The organism is Solibacillus silvestris (assembly GCF_051967575.1).
GTDB lineage: Bacteria > Bacillota > Bacilli > Bacillales_A > Planococcaceae > Solibacillus > Solibacillus silvestris_B.
The window spans coordinates 21075-41638 of the sequence record NZ_JBQCJW010000009.1; the positions used below are offsets into that span (position 1 = coordinate 21075).

Consider the following 20564-nt stretch of genomic DNA (forward strand, 5'->3'; position numbering starts at 1 on the left):
CCTCTTTCGCTAAATTGATATCTACATCATCTTACAGCCCTATTGATATCTCGTAAAATGAATAAAAGTAATAATTGATATCATTATTTTTGATACCATGCTACAGTAAAGGAATGGGTAAAAGGACGGTGGATATATAGTGGAATTTAAGGACTTGGAAATCTTTCAGCTTGTAGCGGAGAAGGGTACTGTTACAGAGGCAGCGAAAGAGCTGAATTATGTGCAATCAAATATTACATCGAGAATTCAGAAGCTTGAAGCAGAATTGAATACCCCGTTATTTAACAGGCACCGGCGCGGTATGACATTGACGCCTGAAGGAAAAAAGTTGTTGGCCTACAGCAAAAAGGTGTTATTGCTGACAGACGAAATGAAAAGGTCCGTTTTAAATAAAAATGAACCAAGCGGGAAATTGGAAATTGGGACAGTCGAAACGGTCTATCATTTGCCTGACATTTTATCTTCTTATATAAAAAGTTATAAAAATGTGGATTTGTCTTTAATAACGGGTGTGACCGAAAACCTGGAGGAAGAGGTACTGAATCATAAATTGGACGGGGCATTTATTACAGCATCAAATGTGCATCCAGACCTTGAATGTTATGAGGTGTTTGATGAGGAGCTCGTATTAATTTCGGGTACGCAAAACCCGACGCTTGAACAACTGAAAAACGAACCATTTTTATGTTTTAGAAAAGGTTGTGGTTACAGGGCCCGCTTGGAAATATGGTATCAGGATCAGAACATCACACCGCAAAAAGTGCTGGAATTTGGGACATTGGAAACGATTTTGCGCAGTGTCGCGATGGGGCTCGGAGTTTCGTTTGTTCCTAAGTCGGCAGTGGCGCATTTAGAGAGGAATGGAGAAATCCTATGTCATCCGCTTCCGAGTGAATATAGCAAAGTAAAGACGGTTTTCGTACGAAGAGCGGATGCTTATTTAACATCAACGATCGAAAAATTCATAGAAACAATCGAGCAAAACAGATAAATCATTTATTGCTGGCAAACAACTTTCATTGATTGGTATGCCGTAGTTTAATGAAGGAGCACGAAAAAAAGTGCGGACACTGTACAATTTGTACTCGTCCGCACTTTTAATTTTAAACAATTGTCCGATTATATTTAAACTTTAAAACGACTAACGGCTTTTGCAAGGTCTGTACTTAATTGGTTTAATTCCTCTGAAGCCTGCGCAACAGATTGAATGGCATGTAATTGCTCGTCTGTCGATGCGCTTACTTCCTCGCAAGCCGCTGCCGCTGTCTGTGAATTCATAGACATTTCCTCGATCGTATCAAGCACACGATCCTTATATTTATTCACATTGTCGATTTCCGAATGGACAGCGATGAAAGATTGGTTCACCCGATCAATTAAATCAGACAGATGTGCGAACATTTCGCTCGTCGTATTGACGACATCGTTTGACTCATTAAAGGACTGCTTCATCTCATTCATGCGGCTCGTTACATCATGGGACTGGCTTTGAAGCTCCGTAATCGTCTTTTTAACGACTTCTGTTGCATCGGCCGATTGTTCGGCAAGTTTTCTCACTTCCTCAGCGACAACAGCGAATCCTTTGCCATGCTCCCCGGCGCGTGCTGCCTCTATTGAAGCATTTAAAGCAAGTAAGTTTGTTTGGGCTGAAATGGACGAAATGGTATTCATAATCGAATCAATCGAGCCGATTTGGGACTCCAGCGTACTGATGACCTTTGTCAGCTCCTCCAGTTCCTGATCATTATCCGTAAAGCTCTCTAATAGGTCATCCATTTTTTGGCGACCTTCAAGATTCAATGCTGCCGCTTCTTTCGTTGTTATTTCCACTTGGTCCGACAGCTCATTCATATTGTTGATTTTTTCGCTTAAGCTTGTTGATTGCTCTGTTACGACATCTGCCTGCTCTGACGTACTCGCCGCACTAATCGCAATTTCATTTACAGCATGTGCCACTTGTACAGAAGAGGCGCTTGTTTGCTCTGCCATCGCACTTAAATGCTGTGAGCGATCATTCACTTGTTCAGAAGAGTTTTTGACGATACTGATAATATTTTTCATTTCAAGAATCATCGAGTTGAAGTGATGTGCCAAACGGCCGATTTCATCTTTCGCTTTTACATCAATCTGAACGGTCAAATCACCTTGGGAAACTTGCCCCATCAACGTACCGAGTGTATAAAGCGGTCTAATAATTTTGGAAATGAAGAAATACAGCACGATAAACGTAATAGCCAATATCGCAATCGTAATCAAGAAGATGATTTTTTGAATATCTGTCGCTGTACTATTTAAGCTGGATTTATCATAAATCGTCGCTACTGTCCAATCTACATTGTCTATTCGTTCTGAAATAATGATGCTATCCACATTATTTATGGAATCCTTGATTGTTGCTGATTCGGTCGTTTCCAACAGCTGCCGGGCGTAGGATTCACCGGACAAGTCTTCACCCGCCGATTCGGGATGGACAATGGCTAAGCCTGTACGATCGAAAATGACCGCATATCCGTTATAGCCCAATTCCATCGAAGAAACCATTTCTGTTAAGTTTGTTAATAAAATATCCGCAGCGAGAACACCGATTATCCGGTCGTTCACTTTGATTCCTGTAACCCCTGTAATAGTAAAAGTTCCAGTCGCCGCATCCAAATAAGGTTCTGTCCAGCTGACTGCATCCGGATTTTCGATGCCCAGCTGATACCAAGGGCGTGTTGTCGCATCGACATCCTCAAGACCTTCAAAGTGAGGCTCGTACATTAACCCTTCCACATCAGCTGTATAAATTCCGGACGCATTTGAATATGTAGCCAAAAATGTTTGAAAATCTTCACGCAATGTTTCATCTGCTTCATCGAAAAGCGTTGCGTTATTTAAATAATAATTTTCGATTTCATCGGACTGGGCAATCATTTGCAGTGATTGTCCATAAGTGCCAAGGATTGTTTGAACATTCGTCGATAGCTGTTCAACAATCGTCTTGCTTTGGTCGATAACATCTTCTTCTGTTTTATTTGAAATGATAAGGGAACTAACGGTTGCCAAAGAGCTCAAACCAATAATAACAATCGTAATGACGATTCCAATAATCTTCCATTTTACAGACATTTTCATACTTTCCCTCCTCAAAAATAGTAATAATATAATACTTTCAATATAATGATAAATAAGGAATATTGCAAAAAAATTTAATTTTCCATTAAAAGGATTGATAATTGTCATAAAATTAAAATTCCTGACATGGACTTGAAACATAAAAAAACTTCTTTATGATATTTAGGCGGCAGTGAACCTTTCTAATACATAAAAAAGGAATATAAGCATGGCTATGTCGTCTATGATGGAAGTTTTCTGATATATTATTTAAGTGTAATTACCTAAATAGTGATAGACTTGTTGAAATATGGCATATCGCTTACTGTATATATACAGGGGAGGAGATTTCTTTGAAGCTTGGTCTAAAAAATAATGAAGTAGTTATCGTTCCTTATGACAAGCGATGGAAGGATGAATTTATACGAATAAGGGCAGAGATTATGGCTTGTGCAAATTTGGATGCTTCGCAAATCGAGCATATAGGCAGTACAGCGATTGAAGGTATATATGCAAAACCGGTTATCGATATTTTAATTGGAGTGGCGGATGTGAGATCGCTTGAAAAGCCCTTTTTCAAAGAGCTTCAAAATGCAGGATTTTATAGATTAAAAGTGGAGAGACCAAATGAAATTGTTTGTGCAAAGTTTGTGGATGAAACGTTTGAAACGAAAACACATTTTATTCATATTGTTGATCTGCATAAGGAAAAGTGGAGGGAAATGCTGTTTTTCAGAGATTATTTGAATGCCTACCCAGCTATAAAACAACAATATGAAAATATGAAGAAGTCATTTTTAAAAACGGGGCTGGAAGGAATTCTTAGTTATACAAATTATAAAGAAGCATTTGTCCAGACGATTTTCTCAAAGATGATGGAGGAAAAGCGGGATTAGCTAAATAAATGAAGTGGATAGTAATAAAATGATGAGAGAATAATATATGTGAGGGTTTAATTATGGGGCAATTAACATTTCAGGAATTACAGCAGTATTTGTCGCTAAAATACAAAGAGGGCCGAAATTCATCTGGGCTGTTTATGAAATTGGTCGAAGAAGTTGGCGAGGTCGCTGAAGTGCTAAATCAAATGGAAGGTCGAAAATCGGCTAATGTAAATGCTTCTTTGGAAAAAGAACTGGTGGACGTCATCCATTATGCTGTGGCGATTGCCAGTATAAATAATATTGACTTAGCAAATGCCAAAAAGCCCCCTGTAAAACAGCGCTCATATATACCGATTATTTTACCGGCATTTATTATGCTTACTGCCTTTTTCGTCATGATCAATATTTCGCCGAATGGCTGGTCATTCTTAAATAGCACGATCGCGTCCACAAATAGTGAATCTATATTTGAAGGCTTAACATTGGCTGAAATGGGGTGGTCGGTTGTTAGTTCGATTGAGCTTATTTTCATATATATACTGGCGAAAAAAGTTATTAGGCATACGGACCATTGGAAAGCAAATGGAAGGGTTCAGGAGCTGTATGCATTTTTGGAAAAGCCGATTTTGCCAAAAGCAGCGGTGTTTTTAGGGCTTATTTTTATATGGGCCGGCACTGTGTACTTTTCGAGTTTTTGGTACAGCCAACTTATTTTTGTGTTGCTGTCCGTGTTGTTCATTACATTAATCGTATTAAAGGATATATGTAATCATGAGCAATCGTGCTGTCCGCATTGTCAAACGCTATTTACGAGAAAGCAAATCTTCAGTAAGACATATATGGCATACCGCGAAAAATGCGATAGCTGTCAAAAGCCTATTTATTTGGAAAGAAGGTCTTCCCTGAATAAGATTCCTTATTTTGTGTTGCCGTTAATTCCAATTTGGCTGAATAGTTTGCATTTTGCTTATGTCCTGTTATTCTCCGCATTAATGGTCATTTCCTTGACGTATTTTTATGTCCCATTTATGGTCCTGTTCACTGATAAGGATACACCGATGGAGGATATGAAGAAAGGGCAGTGAGTTTAAGGCCGCTGCCTGTTTGAAATTGGTTTGTTTCATTTTCTACGGTATGTATTCTAGTTCTCAATGAAGTGACGAGCGGAAATAAGCGGAGATTTTCCACTTATATAAAAAATGAACTCATTTTAAAGGTAAATAAGGGGAGTTTTTCCGGTTATTCAGAGTAAAACCCCCTATTTTCCTGCTTTTCGGTTGAATAGGCGGAATCTCTCCGTCTATTTGGGTGATTTTTTTGTTAATTTTGCAATTAGGCGGAATTCGTCCGTCTATATAGGGGGCACCCGGCTCGACTTCCCAGCTCCATGCAGAGGTCGGTATCCTTGCCACTTAGCCTCAATTAATCTTCAGCTTTTCAGGAATATGCCTACTCCTTTTCGGCGAGGCAATAAAAGCCCATAAAATGAATACAGATGTACTTCCTGAAAGTAATTGAAATCAACCCCAGTATGAAAAAACAGATTTTCAGCGCCCACACGAATTTTCGGTATTTTTGCTTCTATAAGCTGAAGCATATAAATGAAAAAACTCCACCTATTCCGAAAATCGCGTTAGCTGGATCTAGCCATGCAAAATTAATAACTCGTTAATTTCATAACATATTGTTCATTTTTGAAATGGATATTTTCGTTGTCTGTTAATGGATAGGCCGGAGTAATTCCATTTGTGCTTGCCCATGCATTAAATAATTGCTTGCGTTCGGGCTCCTCATAATGCGGACAAAAAGCGCCCTTTAATAAACCCAAACCTTCAAATTGTGTATAATGCCCATTCACTTCGCTGTAGCAATGCTCAAACCAACACATCGCCCCAGCGCTGACACCCGCTAAAATAACACCTTGCCTATAAGCATTTTTCAGCAATTTATCAAAACCTGCTGCTTTCCAAGTATCCAGCATATACTTAGTATTGCCGCCACCCACATAAATGATTGTTTGTGCATTGACCAACTCCTGAATATCAGGCTCAGCAAAATCCTGTTTAGTAATATGAGTTGTTTCAAAATCTTGAAATGCATTATGAAATTTTTCAATATAATCTTTGCTATCATTGCTGGCAGTTGAGACAAAGGCAATGCGGATAGATGAAGATTTTTGGGCGAGACCAAGTATGTATTGATCGATCAATGCGTCTCGTTCTTCAGAAAACCCGCCCCCTGAAATGGCGATAATATGTCGGTCCATTATTGTCATCCTTTCCTCCACAATTGGATTGTTATTTGCTTAATATGTATTGTACAATAATTTCCAATTTTAAAAATAGACTTTAAATAATGCAAGGGGGAATATGTGATGGAAATATGTTTAGTAAGGCATGGGGAAACAGATTGGAATAAAGTCGGAAAGCTACAGGGACATACTGATATCGAGTTGAATGAAAATGGAGTTGCTCAAGCTGAAATTTGTGCCAATTTTTTAAAGGATAAATCGTATGTACTCGTGATGACAAGTCCATTAAAACGCGCTAAACAAACAGCTCAAATTATTGCGCATAAAAGTATGCTGCCAATAGTAGAGGCGCCATTATTTATAGAGCGCAACTATGGGGATGCAGAAGGAATGAACTATGAGGAACGCTTGGCAAAATTTCCGGATTTAGTTTATCCAAACGAAGAATCAAGAGATGCTTTAATAGCTCGTGTAATGGAAGGGTTAAATCAAATAATACAGTATCAAAACGCAAAGAAAGTCATTTTAGTAGCACATGGAGCGGTCATTAATTGTATTCTGGCAGTACTTTCAAACAGTGAAATTGGCTCAGGAAAAACAAAATTAGCAAATGCTTGTTTATCGGAAATCATCCGGAATAATGGTGGATGGTATATTAAGAGCTTCAATGAAATAGGGCATTTGGGCGGAAAATAAAAAGAGAGATCCCTCCCCGCAAAACGTGAAAACTTTCCAATATCCAGCCATATGAGACATAAAGGAGGAATGGATTTGAAATATTTGTTAGTCGGTGCGGTAGTGGCATTAATTGGCGTCGTCATCTCGATCATTGGCTGGGGTGTTCATATGATTCCTGTAATTACTAGCGGAACGGGTTTAGTTTTGCTTGTAGCAGCATGCATCTTTTCAGGGGTGTTTATTAGCGGGGATCGCATGCGGCTTAATTCAGCAACGGAGACATATGAAAATCGGCTTCAAAGAAATAAGATTGCGTTTAATGCTGTTTTAATAGCTATTCCCAATATGGTAGTGGCATTAGCCTTCTATTTTTTGGCGGGGAGCTAAGAAGAGCTTTCCAATAAAATCCGCAAAGAGGCAAAAACAGTTCATGCTTTAGTGGCACGAATGTATTTTAGGGAAATGTTGGAGGATGGGGGAAAATACTAATAATAGGACGCGTTTTATTAACGATTTTAGTAGTTTTGACAAGTATACATGTAATATTCCTGCCATTTTTATTTGTAATAGCTATGTCTTTAATTCCTGCTATTATTTGATCTGTCACAGCTGGCGCTTTTATCCATGAAATATTCTTATTGAAAGAGCGTACCATTAAATAAACTGTTTAAGCATCGGCGGCATAATATATAAGCTTTTTAACATTTTGTTATCCCCAACGTAAAGCTTCCCCCCTTTTTTTAATATAAGAAGGGGATTTTTTTGTTGATTTTCTTAAGTTTACATTATTTAATTGATTATTCTAAAAACAAAATACTATTTGTAGTATAATATTTTTGAAGGGGGAGATGTATGATGCATTCAAAATTACAAGCGCTAGTGGACACTATGGATTTATATCAGGCAACTTTTCCGGAAGATGCTTGTATCGTTGTTGCTGACAAGGAAGAAGTTGTTGGATATCAGCGAGGAAAGTTAATTGACTTAAAAATGACAATAGGCATGAAAATATCGGATTTCCAAGGTACGGTCACAGAGCGGGCGTTGACGACGAAAAGCTTTCTAAGGGAAGAGAAAGGTCCTGAACATTTTGGGTTTGCCTATATTGCAACTGCCCAGCCAATTTTTGATGGCGCTGAGATGATCGGTGTTGTGAGCGCTGTCATTTCAAACGAAAAGATGGATTCGATGCGTCATTTAGCGACGGAACTATCGAGTGCGGTAGAGGAAATGACCGCAACGAACGAAGAATTGACGTCCGCAAGCATAGATGTATCAAATCGCTTGGATGGACTTGTTGCATCAACTGAAACGATGACATCCGATATTCATCAAATCAATCAAATGGTGGAGCTTGTAAAAGGAATTGCTTCAAAATCCCAAATTTTAGGCCTGAATGCGTCCATCGAAGCGGCACGTTCCGGCGAGCATGGAAAAGGCTTTGCGGTAGTAGCGAAGGAAATCCAAAAAATGGCGCAAAACAGTAAGGAAAGTGCCGAAAAAATTGCCGCACAGCTCGATAAAATTCGGGTATCGATTGAAGACGTGAATGGGACGACCGGTCAAATTGCCGCATTTACGGAGCAGTTTTCAGCAAGTATGAATGAGCTTAACCATGCCTATGGAAGTGTGAATGGCACAGCGGAAAAATTAATGGAAATTAGTGATGTAAACAGCTAATTTGATATATACCATTCCAGAACAAAGACTGATGCTGTTTTGGAATGGTTTTTATAAAGAAACTTTCGTGTATCTAATCTACAAAAAATCGCCAAGCTTTTATCATCGTTTAGTTAGTTTATTCATACCCGTTTTCATATTTATGGTAATGGTTCCCTCCAAGAAGAAGGTTTTTAGTTTCAGCATCGATTACCGCGTATTTATGCCATTCTTCTTTTTCATTTTGATGAAAGGACCCGAAAAAATAGACTTGCCGATTCGGGTGGATATGGGGAGTGCTTGGATTTTCAGTTTTTTCATTGCCCAGTTTTGTTTTCACATTAAATATATATTTTGTATCCTCGGCCTCTTTAAAGGAGATTTTTTCCCTCATGCTGAATGCAGCATTTTCATATTCCTCATAGATGGCTTTGTCTAATTGATTATAAAATTCATCTACCTCGCTAAAGGCTTTGCTTTGATTATCCGGATATTCCAATTTGGGCGAAGAAATTTCTACAGCTGATGTCCTTTTATTTGAAGCTTCAGCAGGAGAAAAAGATATGAGAAAGAAACTTGATAAAATAACTAATGTTAATGCTCTTGATTTCATTATTCCACCTCCATTTTTTTGAGATACACATATTTTTGCCTGATTTTATTTTATTATGTTCGCGGGGATTGAAAAATATGATGGGCAAAATGTTTATAAAAAATGAAGTGATTTAATGAATAGCATTATGAAAAGAGGTGGGTTTCTTAATAGGAAAGAAAACCACCAATTCGTTGAACCATATCGTAATATTTTTGGGGATCGCGGCTTAAGTATTTTCAAAAAAGAAATACGATTTTGGATTAGCTCGCCATTGTTCTGCACGCCTCGGAGCATTTTCTGCAAACTTCTGCACATTTCTTGCAATGCTCATGGTGGCTACTATGCTTTTCGCACTCATTTGCACATGCTTCACAAATATCGGCGCATAATTTGCAGATTTCAGTGGCGAACGTACTTGCACGGGACATAGCAGATGCTGCATAGGCACAAATATCTGCACACTCCCGGGTAAGTCGGATGCATTCCTGCAACATTTTCACATTTTCCTCCTGTAGACATGCATCATAACAATGGTTGCATTCTATTACACAAGCAAGGCATTCATCGATGCACTCTTTAAATTGTTCATGCATTTTTCCTTCCTCCTCCATGTTTAGTATAATTATAGGATACCCCGATAGCGTATAGATAAACTTTTTGAAATGGAGGGGTCAAGAAACTTTGAGATTGCTAATTTGATGAAAAGCCAAGGACGGAAGAGCAATATAAAGTTATTATTACTTTAGTCTATAATATTTCTTAAACTCATCATCGTGAGAAGCGATTATCATAAACTTATTTATCCGACAGCTGTATCGAGCATATGTACAATGAAAGAAGGGAAGAAGGATGGAGAATAATTCAGAAAACCTTTCTTTACGTAAATTGAGGATAGAGGATTTTCCAATCATAATGAAATGGAATGAAGATGCCCGCTTTTGTGAAGCAAATGGCTGGGACTTAAGTCGTAATCAGGAAGAACTTTATAAATGGTGGCAACGTTGCGTGGCACTAAACAGCGAAAATTTCATACGTTTGGGTATCGAATATCATGATGTCCTTATTGGCTATGCAGATTTAGCGGACATCAAAATGGTCATGCGGAAATCGGAATTGCCATTGGCGAACGAGCGCTTTGGGGTGAGGGAATTGGCGGCAAGACCGTGCAAAAGCTGCTTGATTACGCCCGTGAACGATTAGGGATTACAACTTTTTTGGCTGAAACGCATGAAACAAATATTCGTTCCCGAAGAATGCTGGAAAAGGTTGGTTTTAAGGAAGTAGGCACAAATGGCAGCGAATTTTATTTAGGCGAAGAAGCAAAACTTGTTCAATATAAATATTGTTTAGATGAATGAAGATAAGTCTCTGACGGAAGTGCCATTGGGGAGCAGTTATTAAAGGCTAAGTGTATAGGTGAGAGGGGGAGCACATGAAAAAGCAAATTGTTTATGCAGGAATGGCCATGCTGCTTTTGTCTGGGTGTAATACAAACGAGAAGCAAGCCGAGCCAGTCTTAAATGCCGAAAAACAAATTGGGGCTGTTGAAGGTCAATGGGAAGTCATCGCAAGTAAACTTGACGCACCATGGGCAATCAATAAACTTGGCAACATTTTTTATATGACGGAGCGTACTGGGCATATTGCAAAAGTTGTGCAGAATGAAGTGATGCGTCAGGAAGTAAAGCTGGAACAAGCACTTTCGACTGCTTCAGAAACGGGTTTGCTTGGGTTTGTGCTGGCGCCTGATTTTGACCAGTCCAATGAGGCATATGCGTATTACACGTATGAAAAAGGAAGTGAACAGTTTAACCGGATTGTGTTGCTTCGGCTAGAAGACAATAGTTGGCACGAGAGGAAAGTGCTCATTGATGAAATCCCTAGTGGCACATATCATCACGGGGGGCGCTTGAAACTGGGACCGGACGGCAAACTGTATGCGACTGCGGGCGATGCATCAAGCCCTGAAATTGCGCAGGATACAAAAATATTAGGCGGTAAAATACTGCGCCTGAATTTGGATGGAAGCGTCCCGGAAGACAATCCATTCCCTCATTCCTATGTATACAGCTATGGCCATCGCAATCCGCAAGGGATCACTTGGACACAAGATGGAACAATGTATGCAAGTGAGCACGGGCAGAGCGCAAATGATGAAATTAATGAAATTAAAGCAGGGCAAAACTATGGTTGGCCGATAATTGAGGGTCCAGAAAAGCAAAGCGGACTCGTTTCACCGCTTTTTACATCGGGTGATGGAAACACATGGGCTCCATCAGGTGTGGCATTTTACAATGGGAAGCTCTATGTTGCTGCACTGCGGGGGACTGCGATACTTGAATTTGATCTAGAAACGAAGGAAGTAAAAGAAATTGTCAATAATGTAGGGCGTATCCGCGATGTATGGATTGAAGAAGAGCGCTTGTACTTTGTGACAAACAATACAGATGGGCGAGGAAAGCCTAACGACAACGACGATCAGCTATACGAGCTCGGCCTATAGAAAGAATAACAGGGGACAATAAAAGCATTTTTAGCTTTTACTGTCCTTTTTGCTACTGTTTCGGGTGTTCATCCGATAACAGTTTGTCCTGTTTATTTTACTAAGCCAATATTATCGAGCGGATAAAAACGGATTTTTGCCGTCCCAAGGATTTGCTCTTTTGAGACGAGACCGACGCGCGGGTCACGGCTATCAGTGCTTTTATGACGGTTATCTCCCATTACGAAATAATAGTCTTCAGGAATTTCTGAGACGCCTGCCAGTTCATCCAGCGTGAAATCATATGTTAAATCCCCTGTCCCTAATAATTCCGCTTTGTATTCGTCCAAATAGGGCTCCTCAAACTTTTCACCATTTATAAAAAGCACATCGTCTTTATATTCGATGTGATCTCCCGGCAGGCCAATAATGCGTTTAATGAAATATTCATCGTCTACAGCATCGAATACAACGACGTCAAACCGCTCAATATCATGGATCGTTTTTCCGATTTTATTGACAATAATCTTGTCCCCATCCTCATACGTCGGCATCATGGAAGCCCCTTCAACATCAATCGGCGTGAAAATAAAGGTGCGGACCGCCACGACAAACAGTGCGGTAATTGCAATAATTTTCAGCCATTCCAATAGTTCATTTTTTTCCTTTTTCAATTTGATGACCTCCTTTTCCTGATCGCTCTTTTCTTATAAGACAATAAAAACAGTGAAAAGTTTCCTCTTCTCATAACATTTAAGGATGTAAAAATAATTTCTGAAAAATTTTGATTTACGATGTGCATATATAAATTCTCGTCCAAGCAGACAAGAGAGGGAAGGAGGATTGACGAGCTTTCATGATCTGCTTCAAAAAACTTATTCCGTCTCTACCTCTACACTAAACACATAAGAAGCGCTTCCTTTGCTCCATCGGCCGGATACAGCGTAAATATAAATGCCGCTTTCTTCTGGTGCGGTAATTGTATTGTCGGTAATTTCAATTTCACCTAGCTGCTCATTATTCCATACCGATACATAAATCTCTTCAATAGGTTCTTTATTGAATTTGATTTCAATATTGCTTTGGGGAGCGACAACAGTAGGGATTACTTCTTTTTCCTTTATCTGTTCAGGGGGCAGGATGTAGTCGACACATTGCTGGCGCCAAATTTCATTCCAGCAGTAGGAACTTTCCAGCACTGTCACCCTTTTGTCGTCCGCTTTAACCGAAACATTGGGGCGACCACTATTCGCAAAAAGGAAAATGGCAATAACAGTAATGAAAAGTATTGCGATTATTTTTAGATGCTTCATAAGTTACAATCTCCTTTATGCAAAATCAGCGAGTATCGATTAAAAAATGCTGTACATAGATTGAAAGCACCGAAAATCTGTAATTTATATTCAGAACTTCCATTTCAATTAACAGGTTTTTACTAGCACAACAATCGGGCTCGTTTCTTCAAGAAATGTGTTTTTATATTTTATACGCCAGCCATTATCGGTGGCAGATCAATTTAATTGCCAACGCGAATAAATAGACGGAAAAATTCCCCTTATTTCCTCCGAAACGAGCTCTCTTGCATAAATAAGCGGAAAACCTCCGCTTATTTCCCTCATCACTTAATTGAGAGCCAGAATCTTTATCAGTAAAACATGAATTTAATCTAGTTCGAGAAAGGGCCTTAGTTTCATCTTTTCAGCGCCATCAGCTAAGTCCCTGCACAAATATTTACTTTACTACCCCATGCAATTTAAGTGCTTCTAAAAATACATCGCCAATATGCAGCATTGATTGTTCATCAACATTAAACTTTGGATGGTGATGGGGGTATGTTGCATCGATTTCAGGATTACCGCCGCCAACGAAGAAGAAAGTGCCCGGCTTTTCCTGCAAATAGTACGTGAAATCTTCAGCGCCCATACGAGGCGGCACATTCGCTACTTGAAGCTCCGGCAAATTAATCGAAACGGCTTCACGGAGGGCGGCTGTTTCAGTTGGATGATTGTAAACGGCATCATAGCCGCGTGTATAGCGGAAATCGAGTTTTGCATCGTATTGAATTTCGATTGCTCTGCATAAATTCTCCAATTTTTGTTCTACCATATCACGTACATCCGGATTGAATGTACGAACGGTACCTGTCAAATATGCTTTATCAGGAATAACATTGCCGACCGTGCCGCTTTCGATTTTGCCGATTGTAATAACGGCTGATTCAATCGGGTCGGTATTGCGGCTTACAATCGGCTGCACACCAAATACGAATTGGGCTGCTGCGACAATCGGGTCAACCGTTTGATGCGGAGATGCGCCATGACCGCCTTTTCCTTGAATCGTCAGCTCGAAGAAGTCCGCGGCTGCCATTGAATAGCCTTCGCAAAACAGCACAGTGCCAAGCTCGCTCCATGAAGAAACATGTGAACCATACACATAATCGACACCATCTAAACAACCTGCTTCCACCATCGCTTTTGCCCCGCCAGGAACGACTTCCTCTGCAAACTGATGAATGAATACAATATTCCCGTGCAGCATTTCGCGCACATCGGCAAGTGCTTTCGCTAAACCAAGCAATGCAGCAGTATGAATGTCATGCCCGCAAGCATGGCTTACTCCATCAATTTTCGATTTGTAGGGCACATCTTTTTCGTCTTGAATCGGCAATGCATCGAAGTCTGCGCGAAATGCAATTGTCGGCCCGTCAAAGGCGCCGTTCAAATAACCGACAACACCATTACCGGCGACATTTTCTTTAACGTCAATACCGTAAGAGACAAGTTTTTCGGCAATGAGCTTCGGTGTGTTCACTTCTTTGAAAGAAAGCTCGGGATACATATGCAAATGTCTTCTCACATCGACCATTTCATTAAAATTTGCCTGCAGTTTTTCTGTAATAACCATTTCATCCACCCCTAAAATCAATTATTGTAATGCGTCCCACTCTTCCCGTAAAATGCCCATGCGGATCGAATCATAATAATGCCCGTCATAGTAGCGCACTTTGCGGATTCTTGCTTCCATTTGCATGCCGAGCTTTTCACCGACACGGATCATGCGTTCATTGCCTGACCATGTAGTAAAACCGACACGTACGAGCGGCATTGTCCGGAATAGATGAGCAATCCATAATTTCAATGCGCGTGTGCCGATGCCTCTGCCCCAAGAGCCGGCTTCATGAAGGACAATGCCGATTTCAAGCCATTTTGACGGCTCGTGCTCCCAATAGTAGGAAATGATGCCGCGGACAACCCCAGCCACTTCAATGACCCAATAGCTTTCATCGCCAATCCAGTCCTGTTCGGCTTGAATGAAGCTCTCGTACGGCATTGCTTTGTGCGGATAATACGGGGCATCCCATTTTTTCCATTCAGGCTGTTCATCTTTATAAATAAGCTCCCATAAGCGCTCCATATCATTTTCTGTAATGGGGCGGATTGTTAATTCTTGATCTGTATACATCTTGTTCCTCTTTTCAATTGTAATTTATGAACGGCTGTGACTGAAAAGAGTCATAAACTTTTACTTTCCAATCACCTTTAATTTATTTTTCATTCGAATCATTCCTTTCTATATGAAGTTAATATCATTTTATCAGAAAATTGAGTAAAATATTAGTGAAGTTCCAATAAATTGAATCGTCTATAAAATAGGGGGGATTGTCATTTTTCCAGCACTTGAAACGGAAAGATTAATATTAAGAGAAATTACGGATAAAGATGTGCATCAAATCTATAGCATATTTTCCAATGATGATGTAACAGAACATTATGGACTGGCTTCGTTCAATCAATTACAGCAGGCGGAAAATTTAGTTGAAAATTTTTCCGCAAACTTTCAAAATCAGCGAGGGGTGCGCTGGGGAATTGAGCGCAAAGATGAAAAGGGCTTAATTGGGACGATTGGCTTTAACTCGTGGTCCCCGATGCATAAACGCGCAGAAATTGGCTACGATCTTCATCCGGATAGTTGGGGAGCTGGCTATGCGTCGGAAGCGGTTGCCGAAATCGTAAACTATGGCTTTCAACAAATGCTGCTAAACCGGATTGGAGCGATTGTTTTTATTGAAAATAACGCTTCAATTCAATTGCTGCTGAGACAAGGGTTTGAAAAAGAAGGCGTGTTGAAAAAATATATGCATCAAAATGGAAAGGCGTATGATGTGACCGTTTTTGCGAAATTTCAATCAGATTAAAAGGGCAAATATGGTTGAATGCTACTTTTAACTTTTTCAGCAAAAGCCCCCACCTGTATACCTGACACAATTAAGTGGCTGAATATCAGCTATCCCGAAGAGAGTCATCCTAATTGTGATGGTTCTCTTTTTAATTCGCGCTCAAATCTTCATCCCTTTAAGTGGATAGAGAATGAGTGGAAAACATATTTATAACAATTTGCGAAAATATTTGTAAAAGGTAAAAAATTATGGGATTATGCCGATTCTATCCAAAGGGAGCTATTAAAATTATTTATTTAGAACTATAATAATGGATTAAAGAGATGCTAAAAGTATGGATATGTTAGAAAAGAATCATAAGACTAAAAGTGGGGTGGAGAGATGTTCAAAGCAGAAGATACAAATGTACTAGGTTCAATGCAACTTACTGTAGAAGAACTGCAAAATATAAAAGTTGCATTAGACGAATCCTCCATTTTGGCCGTTACAGATCAGCGAGGCGTAATTACGATGGTAAATGACCGCTTTTGTGAAATTTCTAAATATGAGCGCGATGAACTAATCGGCCAAGATCACCGACTTTTAAACTCCGGCTATCATCCGAAAACATTCTTCAAGGAAATGTGGCGAATGATTGGCTCGGGGAAAACATGGCAGGGTGAAATTTGCAACTGTGCGAAGGATGGCTCGTCCTATTGGGTTCAAACGACGATTGTCCCATTTCTGAATAGCAGGGGGAAACCTTACCAATACATTTCAATCCGGACAGATATTACTGCCCAAAAAAATATTGGGGAAATGATTCATATCGCCCACCATGATGATTTGACAGGGCTGCCTAATCGGCGACAGTTGATGAAAGATTTAAAAACGTTAATCGAGATCGAGCAGCATCCATTTGCACTAATGCTATTTGATGTGAATCGCTTTAAAAATATAAATGATGGTTTAGGACATCATGTAGGTGATATGTTTTTAGTTGAAATTGCAGAGCGGATGAAAACTTTAAACAATCCTTTTATGACTTTTTACCGCTTGAGCGGCGATGAATTTATTTGCATTTTAAAAAAACCGGCATTGCTGGAAAAGGCTGCACTTGATTTGCAGGCCCAGTTCAAACGCCAATTTCATTTAAATGACCACACATTTTATGCATCCATCAGTGTTGGGGCGGTGAATTATCCGGAACATGGCCAATCAGCGCAAGATGTTTTGAAATATGCGGATATTGCTATGTATGAAGCAAAAAAGAGCAATCATAAAGGTTTTGTGATTTACAGAAAGCAACAACGATTTTCGCATAACCAAATGCTTACATTGGAGACAAGATTGCATCATGCGATAAAAAATCAGGCATTTGAGCTGTATTATCAACCGAAAGTGAATTTGCGCACGAACGAAATCGATGGTATGGAAGCGCTAATTCGGTGGTTTGATGACGAACTCGGTTTTGTTCCGCCAGATCAATTCATTCCGTTTGCTGAGGAATTCGGCCTGTTAAGTGATATCAGCGAATGGGTGATCGCACAGGCTGGACTCCAAGTGATGGAATGGAATGAACAATTCAATCTGAATTTGCGTGTGGCGGTTAATATTTCGCCGAGTCATTTAAAAGCGGATAATTTCATTGAGCGATTGAATATGATTTTGCAGCTTCATGATATTTCGCCATGCGCCCTGGAAATTGAAATTACCGAAATGAGTTTTTTGGATCAAAACTCGGATTTGCTAAGCACGATCAAGCAGCTGAAAGAAATGAATATTACATTGGCTATTGACGATTTCGGTACAGGCTATTCATCGCTTAGCTATTTGAAGAAATTCCCGATAGATGCATTGAAAATCGACCGTTCCTTCATTCATGAAATGTATAAAAACAGCGCAGATGTAGCAATGGTTTCAGCCATTATTACACTGGCCCGCGCGCTTAGCTTAAAGATAGTAGCAGAAGGCGTCGAGGAGTACGAGGACATACAATTGCTGCGCGGATTTAACTGTGATTTTGTTCAAGGCTATTATTACAGCCGCCCATTGAATGTTGAGGATTTTACGAAACGTTTAGTAGAAAAGGGAATATATGTAGAATAGATTAACCGCGCATATTGATTTTTTTAATATGCGCGGCTTTTGTTTTAAGAAACGAGCTTAATATTCGGATTTACTTCGAGCAATTTCTTTACGAAGGCTTCTTTATCTTTAGGAGAAACAAGAGTAATTCCTGAATATGGATCATCAAAAGTGATTTCGATGCGGTCCAATGAAAGGGCAGGCGCAGAAAACGGATTTTTCGATGGACGCAAGCTTCGAATTTGCTCAATAGGAATGCGCTTTTTGAAAATTCCTCCATAAATAATTAAAACCTTGTCTTCAATGATATATTTGGTGCCGAAAAACAACGTGGCAAATAGTACAATAATAAGTGCCGTTATAAGCATCAAAATAGCATCCGGCTCGGTAATGACGCCATAAATCATCGCAAGCGGTACGGCAATGAAAATGGCCCCCATCCAAATATCCACTTTTGACTTAAAAATCATTGCAATGCTCCTTTCCATCACCTTCTCTTTCTATTTTATATGGGGACAGTTGGAATACCAAATGGAAATTTTTCTGTACTATATTCATAGATAGCCAATGCTTGAATATTCGCCTTTGATTTATTTAAGTCCGTATTTTCGGTTCAATGAAACGATACGGGCATCGTCATTAGGGCGATCCATGATTAAATCGGCAATAATTTGTGAGCCGAGCATACTGTAAACAGTGCCATTGCCCCCAAAGCCGAGTAAATAGAAGTGATTTGGCTGTTTTGGATGCTGCCCGATAAATGGAAGCTGGTCCAATGACTCTCCAAAAGATGCGCAATATTTATACGGGGCATGGAATGTTTCCCCGGGCAATAATTTATGAAGCCTGTCGAGCAGCATATCGGCCATTATATTGATTTTCGGTCCATTTTCAGCAGGCTTTGCTTTCTTTTCATCCAGCCCGCCAATAATGATCCGCTGATCGACCGTTTTTCGCATATATAAATAAGGCCGGGCGGTTTCCCAAATAAGCGCATTTTCATACCAGCCATCATAGCCCGGCTTTTGCTCAGTCACGATTGCATAGGAACGTTTAATATCGGCGCCTTTCATCTTTCCGTAAGGCAGGCGTTCATAGCCGGTCGTATACACAATCCGAGATGCTTTAAAATCACCGTTCATTGTACGCAATATAATATGTGTACCTTCGTCTTCAATAATGTTCGCATACGTATTTTCGAATAAATCAAGCCCCCTCGATATGAGCTGCTCCGCCAATGCTACGACAAATTTATAAGGGTTGATTTCCGCATCGCTACTCGTGTACAGCGCCCCCGGAGCTTCGAATGGCAGACGTTTTTCTACAATGAGCTCATTCCAAAACTCAGCAGGGAAACCGTGCTTTACTAATATTTCACATTCCTTTTCCAGCTTTTTCACATCGCTTTTCTCGCTTGCATAGCAAATGCTTGGACGTCGAATAAAATGCGCCTGATCTTGCAGAGAAAGCGCAATTTCCTCTAACTGATCGACTGCTTTATAGCAAAGTTTGTAAAAACGGACTGCATCGTCTTCACCGATCAAGTCGCATAACTCATGCAATTGGATGTCATTTGAATATTGAAGCAGTCCCGTGTTGGCAGAAGTGCTGCCGGAGCCAAGTTCATTCCGCTCTAAAATAGCCACTGTTAAACCTTCATCCATCAATGCTTTCGCTGTCAATATGCCGCTTATGCCGGCCCCAATAATAATTGTATCGTAATATGGTTTAATTTCAGGATTTGTATGTTGTTTTTTTACAAGTGTAGTGGGCCAAAATAATAAGCCGTTGTGCAATTCCATGTAAAAATCCTCCTTGCTTGATTTAGAAAACGTTTCCCGCTTTTTGCCATTTTTAATCGGGAAATATTTTGAAAGACAACAATTGGGTAAAGAATAAAAAGAAAGAAGGAAGGGAATTGGATGGATTCGTATATTTTTGGATTTTTCGCTCTCGCTTATATTGCAATTTTAATATGGGGAATCGCAAAACACGGGAAAACGGCATCAGCCATTTTATTTTTAGTAGTCATTGCGCTTATATATGATAATGCGATTTTAGCTTTAGGACATGTCATCGGTGAAGGGGATTTATTGGAAAGTTTCAGCTATGGGCGTTTCTGGTTACACGCTTTGTTTACCCCACTCTTGGTCATCTTCTCGTTATTCATTATGCGGGAAGCGAATATCCGGTTCGCGTATAAAAAATGGATAGGGTTTTTATTCGGCGCTTTATGGATTGCCGCAATGATTGTGGAATATTTCATAGAGCTAAGTGGTTTAGAGTTGGTACCACAGCAAGCATATGGAGTGCTTAGCTACAGTGCAACCGATGCTGCATCTGGACCGCCGCCAATGATCTTGCTCGTTCTTGCCGCATTATTAATTGCTGGAATTATGCTCATTTGGAAAAGAAAGTGGTGGTGGATGCTTGCCGGTACATTTATCATGACGTTCGGCAGTGCAGTGCCAATCGATATAGGCAGCGACGCCATTACAAATAGCTTTGAATTGTTGTTGATTGCGACGCTTATGTGGACAGCAATCCAGTTCTCTAACGAAAAGGTGCGCAGAAGGCATTGACGAATATTGTGCTAAGTTGGCCGCTTAGCACAATTACTTTTAGAATACTACCTTGCAATGGACAATAGTGTTTGATACACTATTGTATATAAAATA

Annotated in this window: 22 protein-coding genes; 12 read left to right on the plus strand and 10 right to left on the minus strand. The window is 39.9% G+C overall.

All coding sequences use genetic code 11. The features are described 5' to 3' along the window. Window positions 1–139 precede the first annotated feature (139 nt). A complete protein-coding gene (locus ACTHOQ_RS07975; protein ID WP_440495322.1) occupies window positions 140–991 on the plus strand; it encodes a LysR family transcriptional regulator in 852 nt (283 codons plus the stop codon). A gap of 134 nt (window positions 992–1125) precedes the next feature. Here the strand turns inward: ACTHOQ_RS07975 and ACTHOQ_RS07980 are convergent, their stop codons facing one another. After that, a complete protein-coding gene (locus tag ACTHOQ_RS07980; RefSeq protein ID WP_440495323.1) occupies window positions 1126–3114 on the minus strand; it encodes a methyl-accepting chemotaxis protein in 1989 nt (662 codons plus the stop codon). A 332-nt stretch (window positions 3115–3446) separates the two neighbouring features. Here ACTHOQ_RS07980 and ACTHOQ_RS07985 point away from each other — a divergent pair, with 332 nt between their 5' ends. Next, on the plus strand, window positions 3447–3989 hold the full coding sequence (locus ACTHOQ_RS07985; protein WP_440495324.1) for a GrpB family protein: 543 nt from the start codon (window positions 3447–3449) through the stop codon (window positions 3987–3989). A gap of 62 nt (window positions 3990–4051) precedes the next feature. Next, window positions 4052–5062: a MazG nucleotide pyrophosphohydrolase domain-containing protein gene (locus ACTHOQ_RS07990; RefSeq protein ID WP_440495325.1), complete on the plus strand. Its 1011-nt coding sequence runs from the start codon at window positions 4052–4054 to the stop codon at window positions 5060–5062. A gap of 572 nt (window positions 5063–5634) precedes the next feature. Here ACTHOQ_RS07990 and ACTHOQ_RS07995 read toward each other — a convergent pair. After that, window positions 5635–6252 (minus strand): Type 1 glutamine amidotransferase-like domain-containing protein, encoded by a 618-nt coding sequence (locus ACTHOQ_RS07995; protein ID WP_440495327.1) that lies wholly within the window; start codon window positions 6250–6252, stop codon window positions 5635–5637. A 99-nt stretch (window positions 6253–6351) separates the two neighbouring features. On the opposite strand from ACTHOQ_RS07995, the gene ACTHOQ_RS08000 reads away from it, so the two are divergent. The 3 genes from ACTHOQ_RS08000 to ACTHOQ_RS08010 all read left to right on the plus strand — a co-directional run bounded on the left by ACTHOQ_RS08000 (window position 6352) and on the right by ACTHOQ_RS08010 (window position 8586). Beyond that, complete coding sequence (locus ACTHOQ_RS08000) at window positions 6352–6924, plus strand: histidine phosphatase family protein (protein WP_440495328.1); 573 nt, start codon at window positions 6352–6354, stop codon at window positions 6922–6924. Between the two features lie 75 nt (window positions 6925–6999). Then, window positions 7000–7293: a DUF5316 domain-containing protein gene (locus ACTHOQ_RS08005; RefSeq protein WP_440495329.1), complete on the plus strand. Its 294-nt coding sequence runs from the start codon at window positions 7000–7002 to the stop codon at window positions 7291–7293. Window positions 7294–7758: 465 nt separating this feature from the next. Further along, window positions 7759–8586: a methyl-accepting chemotaxis protein gene (locus tag ACTHOQ_RS08010; RefSeq protein WP_440495331.1), complete on the plus strand. Its 828-nt coding sequence runs from the start codon at window positions 7759–7761 to the stop codon at window positions 8584–8586. A gap of 118 nt (window positions 8587–8704) precedes the next feature. Here ACTHOQ_RS08010 and ACTHOQ_RS08015 read toward each other — a convergent pair whose 3' ends face one another. Then, window positions 8705–9178, minus strand: a complete 474-nt coding sequence (locus tag ACTHOQ_RS08015; protein WP_440495332.1) for a hypothetical protein — start codon at window positions 9176–9178, stop codon at window positions 8705–8707. A gap of 242 nt (window positions 9179–9420) precedes the next feature. Next, on the minus strand, window positions 9421–9753 hold the full coding sequence (locus ACTHOQ_RS08020) for a four-helix bundle copper-binding protein (protein WP_440495333.1): 333 nt from the start codon (window positions 9751–9753) through the stop codon (window positions 9421–9423). A 256-nt stretch (window positions 9754–10009) separates the two neighbouring features. On the opposite strand from ACTHOQ_RS08020, the gene ACTHOQ_RS08025 reads away from it, so the two are divergent. The 3 genes from ACTHOQ_RS08025 (at window position 10010) to ACTHOQ_RS08035 (ending at window position 11663) form a co-directional block, all read left to right on the plus strand. Continuing rightward, window positions 10010–10360 (plus strand): GNAT family N-acetyltransferase, encoded by a 351-nt coding sequence (locus ACTHOQ_RS08025; protein ID WP_440495334.1) that lies wholly within the window; start codon window positions 10010–10012, stop codon window positions 10358–10360. Continuing rightward, window positions 10279–10518 (plus strand): GNAT family N-acetyltransferase, encoded by a 240-nt coding sequence (locus ACTHOQ_RS08030; RefSeq protein ID WP_440495469.1) that lies wholly within the window; start codon window positions 10279–10281, stop codon window positions 10516–10518. The genes ACTHOQ_RS08025 and ACTHOQ_RS08030 overlap by 82 nt, the downstream gene beginning before the upstream one ends. A 74-nt stretch (window positions 10519–10592) precedes the next feature. Then, entirely contained in the window at window positions 10593–11663 is a 1071-nt protein-coding gene (locus ACTHOQ_RS08035; protein ID WP_440495335.1) for a PQQ-dependent sugar dehydrogenase, read from the plus strand. 92 nt (window positions 11664–11755) lie between these two features. Here the strand turns inward: ACTHOQ_RS08035 and lepB are convergent, their stop codons facing one another. From lepB to ACTHOQ_RS08055, 4 genes are all read right to left on the minus strand, one after another. Beyond that, window positions 11756–12316: a signal peptidase I gene (gene lepB / locus ACTHOQ_RS08040; protein WP_440495337.1), complete on the minus strand. Its 561-nt coding sequence runs from the start codon at window positions 12314–12316 to the stop codon at window positions 11756–11758. 201 nt (window positions 12317–12517) lie between these two features. After that, window positions 12518–12955 (minus strand): hypothetical protein, encoded by a 438-nt coding sequence (locus ACTHOQ_RS08045; RefSeq protein ID WP_440495339.1) that lies wholly within the window; start codon window positions 12953–12955, stop codon window positions 12518–12520. A 418-nt stretch (window positions 12956–13373) separates the two neighbouring features. Continuing rightward, window positions 13374–14546, minus strand: coding sequence for a M20 metallopeptidase family protein (locus tag ACTHOQ_RS08050; RefSeq protein ID WP_440495340.1), 1173 nt, complete (start codon window positions 14544–14546; stop codon window positions 13374–13376). A gap of 21 nt (window positions 14547–14567) precedes the next feature. Beyond that, window positions 14568–15104, minus strand: coding sequence for a GNAT family N-acetyltransferase (locus tag ACTHOQ_RS08055; RefSeq protein ID WP_440495341.1), 537 nt, complete (start codon window positions 15102–15104; stop codon window positions 14568–14570). A gap of 202 nt (window positions 15105–15306) precedes the next feature. Between ACTHOQ_RS08055 and ACTHOQ_RS08060 the strand changes: the two genes are divergently transcribed. Both ACTHOQ_RS08060 and ACTHOQ_RS08065 read left to right on the plus strand, forming a co-directional pair. After that, entirely contained in the window at window positions 15307–15837 is a 531-nt protein-coding gene (locus ACTHOQ_RS08060) for a GNAT family N-acetyltransferase (protein WP_440495470.1), read from the plus strand. Window positions 15838–16200: 363 nt separating this feature from the next. Beyond that, window positions 16201–17907, plus strand: a complete 1707-nt coding sequence (locus ACTHOQ_RS08065) for a putative bifunctional diguanylate cyclase/phosphodiesterase (protein WP_440495342.1) — start codon at window positions 16201–16203, stop codon at window positions 17905–17907. Window positions 17908–17951: 44 nt separating this feature from the next. On the opposite strand, the gene ACTHOQ_RS08070 is transcribed toward ACTHOQ_RS08065, so the two are convergent. Next, entirely contained in the window at window positions 17952–18356 is a 405-nt protein-coding gene (locus tag ACTHOQ_RS08070) for a PH domain-containing protein (RefSeq protein ID WP_440495343.1), read from the minus strand. Between the two features lie 120 nt (window positions 18357–18476). Continuing rightward, the gene (locus ACTHOQ_RS08075; protein WP_440495344.1) at window positions 18477–19688 is read right to left on the minus strand and encodes an NAD(P)/FAD-dependent oxidoreductase; all 1212 of its coding nucleotides are present in this window, start codon (window positions 19686–19688) and stop codon (window positions 18477–18479) included. Between the two features lie 120 nt (window positions 19689–19808). Here ACTHOQ_RS08075 and ACTHOQ_RS08080 point away from each other — a divergent pair, with 120 nt between their 5' ends. Next, the gene (locus ACTHOQ_RS08080; RefSeq protein ID WP_440495345.1) at window positions 19809–20468 is read left to right on the plus strand and encodes a phospholipid phosphatase; all 660 of its coding nucleotides are present in this window, start codon (window positions 19809–19811) and stop codon (window positions 20466–20468) included. Window positions 20469–20564 lie beyond the last annotated feature (96 nt).

Coding starts and splice junctions, on each gene's coding strand:
- ACTHOQ_RS07980 (WP_440495323.1), bottom strand. CDS start 3,114: ATGAAAATGTCTGTAAAATGGAAGATTATTGGAATCGTCATTACGATT.
- ACTHOQ_RS07990 (WP_440495325.1), top strand. CDS start 4,052: ATGGGGCAATTAACATTTCAGGAATTACAGCAGTATTTGTCGCTAAAA.
- ACTHOQ_RS07995 (WP_440495327.1), bottom strand. CDS start 6,252: ATGACAATAATGGACCGACATATTATCGCCATTTCAGGGGGCGGGTTT.
- ACTHOQ_RS08000 (WP_440495328.1), top strand. CDS start 6,352: ATGGAAATATGTTTAGTAAGGCATGGGGAAACAGATTGGAATAAAGTC.
- ACTHOQ_RS08010 (WP_440495331.1), top strand. CDS start 7,759: ATGATGCATTCAAAATTACAAGCGCTAGTGGACACTATGGATTTATAT.
- ACTHOQ_RS08015 (WP_440495332.1), bottom strand. CDS start 9,178: ATGAAATCAAGAGCATTAACATTAGTTATTTTATCAAGTTTCTTTCTC.
- ACTHOQ_RS08020 (WP_440495333.1), bottom strand. CDS start 9,753: ATGCATGAACAATTTAAAGAGTGCATCGATGAATGCCTTGCTTGTGTA.
- ACTHOQ_RS08025 (WP_440495334.1), top strand. CDS start 10,010: ATGGAGAATAATTCAGAAAACCTTTCTTTACGTAAATTGAGGATAGAG.
- ACTHOQ_RS08035 (WP_440495335.1), top strand. CDS start 10,593: ATGAAAAAGCAAATTGTTTATGCAGGAATGGCCATGCTGCTTTTGTCT.
- ACTHOQ_RS08045 (WP_440495339.1), bottom strand. CDS start 12,955: ATGAAGCATCTAAAAATAATCGCAATACTTTTCATTACTGTTATTGCC.
- ACTHOQ_RS08050 (WP_440495340.1), bottom strand. CDS start 14,546: ATGGTTATTACAGAAAAACTGCAGGCAAATTTTAATGAAATGGTCGAT.
- ACTHOQ_RS08055 (WP_440495341.1), bottom strand. CDS start 15,104: ATGTATACAGATCAAGAATTAACAATCCGCCCCATTACAGAAAATGAT.
- ACTHOQ_RS08065 (WP_440495342.1), top strand. CDS start 16,201: ATGTTCAAAGCAGAAGATACAAATGTACTAGGTTCAATGCAACTTACT.
- ACTHOQ_RS08070 (WP_440495343.1), bottom strand. CDS start 18,356: ATGATTTTTAAGTCAAAAGTGGATATTTGGATGGGGGCCATTTTCATT.
- ACTHOQ_RS08075 (WP_440495344.1), bottom strand. CDS start 19,688: ATGGAATTGCACAACGGCTTATTATTTTGGCCCACTACACTTGTAAAA.
- ACTHOQ_RS08080 (WP_440495345.1), top strand. CDS start 19,809: ATGGATTCGTATATTTTTGGATTTTTCGCTCTCGCTTATATTGCAATT.